General features: G+C 68.4%; 3 protein-coding genes. All 3 read left to right on the top strand.

The genetic code is table 11. The features are described 5' to 3' along the window. A partial coding sequence (locus tag WA317_RS03110; RefSeq protein ID WP_425171643.1) for an acyltransferase domain-containing protein occupies positions 1-6,010 on the top strand: 6,010 nt, incomplete at its 5' end. A 131-nt stretch (positions 6,011-6,141) separates the two neighbouring features. Continuing rightward, positions 6,142-6,531: a holo-ACP synthase gene (locus WA317_RS03105; protein ID WP_425171644.1), complete on the top strand. Its 390-nt coding sequence runs from the start codon at positions 6,142-6,144 to the stop codon at positions 6,529-6,531. Positions 6,532-6,587: 56 nt separating this feature from the next. Next, positions 6,588-6,940 (top strand): M20/M25/M40 family metallo-hydrolase (locus WA317_RS03100; protein WP_425171642.1); only part of this gene is annotated, 353 nt, incomplete at its 3' end.

Raw genomic sequence — 6,940 nt, 5'->3', positions numbered from 1 at the left:
GCTCGCACCCGGTCTGACCACCGTGCCCGACGCTCTGGTCGGCCGCTGCTGGCCGGCGGTGTTCGCGGCCATCGGCTCCGCGGTCACCGAAACCGGCGTGCCGGTGGTCGAGGGCTTGCTGAGCCTGGTTCACCTCGACCACGCCGCGCATCTGGTCCGCCCGCTGCCCACAGCGCCGGCCGAATTAACCGTCACCGCAAGCACTTCGGTGGCTGTCGACACCGAAGTCGGGCGGGTCGTGCCGATCTCGGTCACGGTGGCGTTGAAGGACGGCCCGGTCCTGGCGACCCTTGGCGAGCGCTTCGCGATCCGCGGGCGCACCGGTGCTCTCGAGCTCACCGACCCGGTCCGGGCCGGCGGCGCGGTTTCCGACAACGCCACCGACACCCCGCGGCGTCGTCGGCGCGACGTCACCGTCACCGCACCGGTCGACATGCGACCGTTCGCCGTGGTCTCCGGCGACCGCAACCCCATCCACACCGACCGGTCCGCCGCGTTGCTGGCAGGCCTGGAATCGCCGATCGTGCACGGCATGTGGCTGTCGGCCGCGGCTCAGCACGTGGTGACCGCCACCGACGGGCAGGCCCGTCCGCCGGCCCGGCTGATCGGCTGGACAGCGCGTTTCCTGGGCATGGTCCGCCCCGGCGACGAAGTCGACTTCCGGGTCGACCGGGTTGGCATCGATCGGGGCGCTGAGATCGTGGAAGTCGCGGCACGAGTGGGGTCAAACCTGGTGATGTCCGCGACGGCGCGACTGGCCGCGCCCAGAACCGTCTACGCGTTTCCGGGCCAGGGGATCCAGTACAAAGGCATGGGCATGGAAGTGCGCGCCCGGTCGAAGGCCGCGCGGAAAGTCTGGGATAAAGCGGACAAGTTCACCCGCGACGCCCTCGGTTTCTCGGTGCTGCACGTGGTGCGCGACAACCCAACCAGCATCATCGCCAGCGGCGTGCACTATCACCATCTCGACGGCGTGCTGTACCTGACGCAGTTCACCCAGGTCGCAATGGCGACCGTGGCCGCGGCGCAGGTTGCCGAGATGCGCGAGCAGGGCGCGTTCGTGGAGGACGCCATCGCGTGTGGGCACTCGGTCGGCGAGTACACCGCGCTGGCCTGCGTGACCGGGGTCTACGAACTCGAAGCGCTGCTGGAGATGGTGTTCCACCGCGGGTCGAAGATGCACGACATCGTCCCGCGCGACGAACTGGGCCGTTCGAATTACCGGCTGGCCGCGATCCGGCCGTCGCAGATCGACCTGCCCGACGCCGACGTGCCGGAGTTTGTGCGCGAGATGTCGGCGAATACTGGAGAATTTTTAGAGATCGTGAACTTCAATCTGCGTGGCTCGCAGTACGCAATCGCCGGCACCGTGCGTGGCCTCGAAGCGCTGGAAGCAGAGGTGGAGAAACGCCGCGAGCTCGCCGGTGGGCGCCGCTCGTTCATCCTGGTGCCTGGCATCGACGTGCCGTTCCACTCCAAAGTGCTGCGCGTCGGTGTGGCGGAGTTCCGCCGCTCGCTGGATCGGGTCATGCCGCACGACGCGGACCCCGACCTCATCGTCGGGCGTTACATTCCCAACCTGGTGCCCCGCCCGTTCACCCTCGACCGCGACTTCATCCAGGAGATCCGCGACCTGGTGCCCGCCGAGCCGCTCGACGAAATCCTCGCCGACTACGACACCTGGCGACGCGAACGCCCGCGTGAGATGACACGGACCGTGTTCATCGAGCTGCTGGCCTGGCAATTCGCCAGCCCGGTGCGCTGGATCGAGACCCAAGATCTGCTTTTCACCGAAGTGGCGGCCGGCGGCATGGGCGTGGAACGGTTCGTCGAGATCGGCGTCAAGAGCTCGCCGACCGTCGCCGGGTTGGCCACCAACACCCTCAAGTTGCCCGAATACGCCCACAGCACAATCGAAGTGCTCAACGCCGAGCGCGACGCCGCCGTACTTTTCGCCACCGACACCGACCCGGAGCCGGAGTTCGAGGCTGACGAGCCGGCCGTTTCTTCCGACGCTGCCGCGTCGGATGGTGCGCTCAAGCCCAATGTCGCCCCTGCCGTCGCTGCGGCTGGCGCCGGAGCTCCGTCAGGTGCTCCGAGGCCCGACGACATCGCGTTCGACGCCGCCGACGCGACACTGGCGCTGATCGCGCTGTCGGCCAAGATGCGCATCGACCAGATCGAGGAGCTGGACTCCATCGAGTCGATCACCGACGGCGCGTCCTCGCGACGCAACCAGTTGCTGGTTGACCTGGGTTCCGAGCTCAACCTGGGTGCCATCGACGGCGCCGCCGAGGCCGACCTGGCCGGCCTGCGCGCGCAGGTAACCAAGTTGGCGCGTACCTACAAGCCTTATGGCCCGGTGCTTTCCGACGCCATCAACGATCAGTTGCGCTCGGCATTGGGTCCGTCCGGTAAACGGCCCGGCGCCATCGTTGAGCGGGTGAAGAAAATCTGGGAGCTCGGCGACGGCTGGGCTAAGCACGTCACGATCGAAGTCGTGCTGGGCACCAGAGAGGGGAACAGTGTCCGCGGCGGGCCACTGGGCAGCCTGCACGAAGGTGCGCTGGCCGACGGCGCCGCCGTCGATAAGGTGATCGACGCCGCGGTTGCGGCAGTAGCCGTACGCCGCGGTATCGCGGTGGCGCTGCCGTCCTCCGGTGGTGGCGGTGCCACCGTCGACGCAGCCGCCCTGGGCGAGTTCACCGAGCAAATCACCGGTCGCGACGGCGTCCTCGCCTCGGCGGCTCGGCTGGTGCTCAACCAGTTGGGTCTCGACGACCCGGTCAGCGCGCCGCCGTCGGCCACCGACGCCGATTTGATCGAGTTGGTGAGCGCCGAACTCGGTTCGGACTGGCCGCGTTTGGTGGCGCCGGTGTTCGACGGCAAGAAGGCCGTCGTGTTCGACGACCGGTGGGCCAGCGCGCGCGAGGAACTGGTCAAGCTGTGGCTGGCCGACGACGGTGAGATCGACGCGGACTGGGCGCGGATGTCCGAACGGTTCGAAGGCGCCGGACATGTCGTGGCCACCCAGGCCACCTGGTGGCAGGGCAAGTCGCTGGCGGCCGGCCGGCAGATTCACGCGTCGCTGTACGGGCGCATCGCCGCCGGCGCGGAGAACCCCGACAAGGGCCCCTACAGCCACGAGGTCGCGGTCGTGACCGGTGCGTCGAAGGGCTCGATCGCGGCGTCGGTGGCCGGTCGGCTCCTTGCCGGCGGCGCCACCGTGATCGCAACGACCTCCAAGCTCGACGACGAGCGGTTGGCGTTCTACCGCAGTCTCTACCGTGAGCACGCCCGATACGGCGCAGCGCTGTGGGTGGTGGCGGCCAACATGGCGTCCTACACCGACATCGACGCGCTGGTCGATTGGATCGGCCACGAGCAGACCGAAACCCTTGGTCCGCAGTCGGTTCACCTCAAAGATGCGCTGACCCCGACGCTGCTGTTCCCGTTCGCTGCGCCGCGGGTCGCCGGTGACCTGTCGGACGCCGGTTCACGCGCCGAGATGGAGATGAAGGTGCTGTTGTGGGCCGTGCAGCGGCTCATCGGTGGGCTGTCCAGGATCGGCGCCGAACGCGACATCGCGTCGCGGCTGCACGTGGTGTTGCCCGGCTCGCCGAACCGGGGCATGTTCGGCGGCGACGGCGCTTACGGCGAAGCGAAGTCCGCGCTCGACGCCGTCGTGACCCGATGGAACGCCGAGCCGTCCTGGGCGCAGCGGGTCAGCCTGGCGCACGCGCTGATCGGCTGGACGCGTGGCACCGGATTGATGGGCCACAACGACGCCATCGTCAACGCCGTCGAAGAAGCCGGTGTGACAACGTATTCCACCGACGAGATGGCCGCAATGCTGCTGCAGCTGTGCACCGTCGAGTCAAAAGCGGCCGCGGCCTACGCGCCGGTCAAAGTCGATCTGACCGGCGGGCTCGCCGAGGCGAAGCTGGATATGGCCAAACTGGCCGCGAAGGCCCGTGAGCAGGCGGCGTCCGACAGCGACACCGGGACACCAGAAGCGGACAGCGGCAACACGATCCCGGCATTGCCGTCCCCGCCGCGCGGCTACACGCCGGCGCCGCCGCCGCGGTGGGCCGACCTGGACGTCGACCCGGTCGATTTGGTGGTGATCGTCGGCGGCGCCGAACTCGGGCCGTACGGATCGTCGCGGACCCGGTTCCAGATGGAGGTCGACAACGAGTTGTCAGCTGCCGGTGTGCTCGAGCTGGCCTGGACCACCGGGATGATCCGGTGGGAGGACGATCCCCAACCAGGCTGGTACGACAGCGACTCCGGCGATCTAATCGACGAGTCAGAGCTCGTCGGGCGCTACCACGACGCCGTAGTACAGCGCTGCGGCATCCGCGAATTCGTCGACGACGGCGCCATCGACCCCGACCACGCCGCGCCGCTGCTGGTGTCCGTGTTCCTGGACAACGACTTCAAGTTCGTCGTCTCCTCCGAGGCCGACGCCCGCGCGTTCGTTCAGTTCGATCCGCAGCACACCGTGATCCGGCCCGTCCAGGACTCCAGCGACTGGCAGGTCACCCGCAAAGCGGGCACCGAGATCCGGGTGCCGCGCAAGACCAAGCTGTCGCGGACCGTCGGCGCACAAATCCCCACCGGGTTCGATCCGACCGTGTTCGGCATCAGCCGCGACATGGCCAACTCGATCGACCGGGTGGCGCTGTGGAACATCGTCGCAACCGTCGACGCGTTCCTGTCGTCGGGATTCACGCCGACCGAGCTGATGCGCTGGGTGCACCCGGGCCTGGTGGCCAGCACTCAGGGCACCGGCATGGGCGGCATGAAGTCGATGCAGACGATGTATCACGGCAACCTGCTCGGCCGGAACAAACCCAACGACATCCTGCAGGAAGTTCTGCCGAATGTCGTTGCGGCACACGTTATTCAGAGTTACGTCGGCAGCTACGGCGCGATGATCCACCCGGTCGGGGCGTGCGCGACCGCGGCGGTGTCGGTCGAGGAGGGCGTCGACAAGATCCGCGTCGGCAAGGCCGAACTGGTGGTCGCCGGCGGCTTCGACGACCTGACGCTGGAAGCCATCATCGGCTTCGGCGACATGGCCGCCACCGCCGACACCGCCATGATGCGCGGCCGCGGCATCCACGACTCGAAGTTCTCCCGTCCCAACGACCGGCGCCGACTCGGCTTCCTGGAAGCTCAGGGCGGCGGCACCATCCTGCTGGCCCGTGGGGACCTCGCGGTCAAGATGGGTCTGCCGGTGCTGGCGGTGGTGGCCTACGCGCAGTCCTTCGCCGACGGTGTGCACACTTCGATTCCGGCGCCCGGGCTCGGCGCGCTGGGCGCCGGGCGCGGTGGGAAGGATTCGGTGCTGGCGCGCTCACTGGCCAAGCTGGGTGTCGGCGCGGACGACATTGCGGTGATCTCCAAGCACGACACCTCGACACTGGCCAACGACCCCAACGAAACCGAGCTGCACGAGCGGCTGGCGGACTCGTTGGGCCGCTCGGCCGGTGCGCCGCTGTTCATCGTGTCGCAGAAGAGTTTGACCGGGCATGCCAAGGGTGGCGCGGCGGTCTTCCAGATGATGGGGATGTGCCAAATGCTGCGCGACGGGGTGATCCCACCCAACCGCAGCCTGGACTGCGTCGATGACGAACTGGCCTCCTCGGCGCACTTCGTGTGGGTCCGCGACACGTTGCGGCTGGGCGAGAAGTTCCCGCTGAAAGCGGGACTGGTCACCAGCCTCGGCTTCGGTCATGTGTCCGGACTGGTCGCGCTGGTGCACCCGCAGGCGTTCGTGGCCGCGCTGAAGCCGGAGCAGCGCGCGGACTACCAGCAGCGCGCCGACGCCCGGCTGGTCGCCGGTCAACGCCGGCTGGTGTCGGCGATCGCCGGAGGCAGGCCGATGTATGAGCGGCCCGCGGACCGTCGGTTCGGCCACGAGGTGTCCGAGAAGCGCCAGGAGGCCGCGATGCTGCTGAATGCGGCGTCACGGCTGGGCGACGGCGACGTCTTCATCCAGTGAACGTCGCTATCCGTTAGCGTCGCGATCCGTGGGCCGCGCCGCGACGATGCAGAGCGGAGCGATGAGGAGGAGCGGCGCTAGTGGGACGCGCCGCGACGATGCAGAGCGGAGCGATGAGGAGGAGCGGCACTGTGGGAATCGTCGGCGTGGGTATCGACCTGGTCTGCATTCCTGATTTCGCCGAACAGGTCGACCAGCCCGGCACCGTCTTCGCCGAAACCTTCACGCCGGGGGAGCGGCGCGACGCCTCCGACAAAAGCTCCTCGGCGGCGCGTCACCTGGCCGCTCGCTGGGCGGCGAAAGAAGCGGTGATCAAGGCGTGGTCAGGGTCGCGGTTCGCGCAGCGGCCGGTGCTGCCCGAGGGCATCCACCGCGACATCGAGGTGGTCACCGATATGTGGGGCCGGCCACGGGTGCGGTTGACCGGAGAGATCGCCAAACACCTGGCTAACGTGACGATTCACGTGTCGCTGACGCATGAGGGGGAAACCGCCGCGGCCGTCGCCGTCCTGGAGGACTAACCACCTGCTCGCGAAGGATGTCGAGGGCTTAACCGCGACCAGTTAGCCTCGATTTCATGAATCAGCTGGTCGAACGCGTCCGCGAGGTACTGCCGTCGGTGCGCCGCGACTTGGCGGACCTGGTACGTATCGAGTCGGTGTGGGCCGATCCGGGCCGCCGCCCCGAAGTGCACCGCAGCGCGCAGCTGGTGGTGAACTTGTTGAAGCAAGCCGGTTTCGACGACGTGCAGGTCGTCAGCGAGGGCGGCGCCCCGGCCGTCGTCGCGCGGCATCCGGCGCCGCCGGGCGCGCCCACCGTGCTGCTGTATGCCCATCACGATGTGCAGCCCGAGGGTGACCGCACGCAATGGGCGTCGCCGCCGTTCGAGCCGACCGAACGCGACGGCCGACTCTACGGACGGGGCAGCGC

It is taken from the genome of Mycobacterium sp., assembly GCF_049802695.1.
In the GTDB taxonomy this organism is placed as follows: Bacteria; Actinomycetota; Actinomycetes; order Mycobacteriales; family Mycobacteriaceae; genus Mycobacterium.
The sequence above is the reverse complement of the archived record's forward strand: the minus strand, read 5'-3'. Positions and strand labels throughout refer to the sequence as shown.